Source organism: Mesorhizobium silamurunense (assembly GCF_014843825.1).
Classification (GTDB): Bacteria; Pseudomonadota; Alphaproteobacteria; order Rhizobiales; family Rhizobiaceae; genus Mesorhizobium; species Mesorhizobium silamurunense.
This window is the reverse complement of the sequence record NZ_JHQR01000115.1, coordinates 1-1,038: the sequence shown is the minus strand read 5'-3', so window position 1 is coordinate 1,038 and position 1,038 is coordinate 1. Positions and strand designations below refer to the sequence as shown.

The 1,038-nt window shown below is 59.7% G+C and carries 1 pseudogene; it reads left to right on the top strand.

Features of this window, described 5'->3' with window-relative positions:
* Positions 1-803, top strand: a pseudogene (locus DH10_RS13290) (IS110 family RNA-guided transposase); the annotation flags it as partial.
* Between the last annotated feature and the right edge of the window lie 235 nt (positions 804-1,038).

Genomic DNA, 1,038 nt, shown 5'->3' with positions numbered 1-1,038 from the left:
GATGCCCGTCACGCCAAAGCTGCGCTCGACATGGCTCGGCTCCGAATAAGACGGATGCGAATGATGCCGATGGTTTGGCGCAGCTTGCAGAAGTCGGGTTCTTTCGCGAGGTGCGCGTGAAAGGTTTCGACAGCATGTTGACCCGGACGCTCGTGGCGGCACGCACACGGCTGGTCCGGATTACCACCGAACTTTCCAACCAGATTCGTGGAATCATGAAAACCTTCGGTCTGCTCGTTCCAGCCGGAAAGGGAAGCATCTTCGAGAAGAACGTCCGGCGCCTTCTTGCCGATCAGGACGGGCTTGCGTCCATCGTGCTGCCGATGCTGGAAGCCTGGCGCAGCATTCGCACTCGTGCCGCCGAGCTTGGGCGCCAGCTCGTCGCAGATGCACGTCAGAGCCAGGCATGCCGCATGCTCATGTCGATCCCGGGCATCGGCGCCATCACTGCGACCTCTTTCGCCACTGCCATTGAAGATCCGGGTAACTTCAAGAAGTCCCGATCTGTCGGCGCCTGGATCGGCCTGACCACCCGCCGCTACCAATCCGGAGAAATCGACTATGACGGCCATATATCCCGCCGTGGCGATCGCCATTTACGAAGCCTGCTCTACGAGGCAGCATCTGTCATTCTGACGCGCAGCTCAACCGGCAGCAGTCTGCGTACATGGGGTCTCCAGCTGCGGGAAAGGATTGGCTTCAAACGGGCGGCCGTCGCTGTGGCGCGGAAATTGGCGGTGATCATGCATGCCATGCTCAGGGCAGGCGAGTTCTTCGATCCAAATGCAGGAGCCGCAGCGTGAGAGCCTACGAATAGCGTTCAGCAGTTGAACGCCTGAACGTCCCTGCCGGGACGTGAGCCGAGCCATTCCGTTGATGCGGTTGCACCGCTGTCTCAGCAAAGTGCGTCGTCCACATTGAAGGCTCGTCCCGCGAAGCTCCATCATGCGGCGACTAATGTCGACCGCGAAGACAACCATGCACCCGGCAGCGTCGTCTCAACAACTTCATGCTTGACGAACCAACTGCGATTAGACA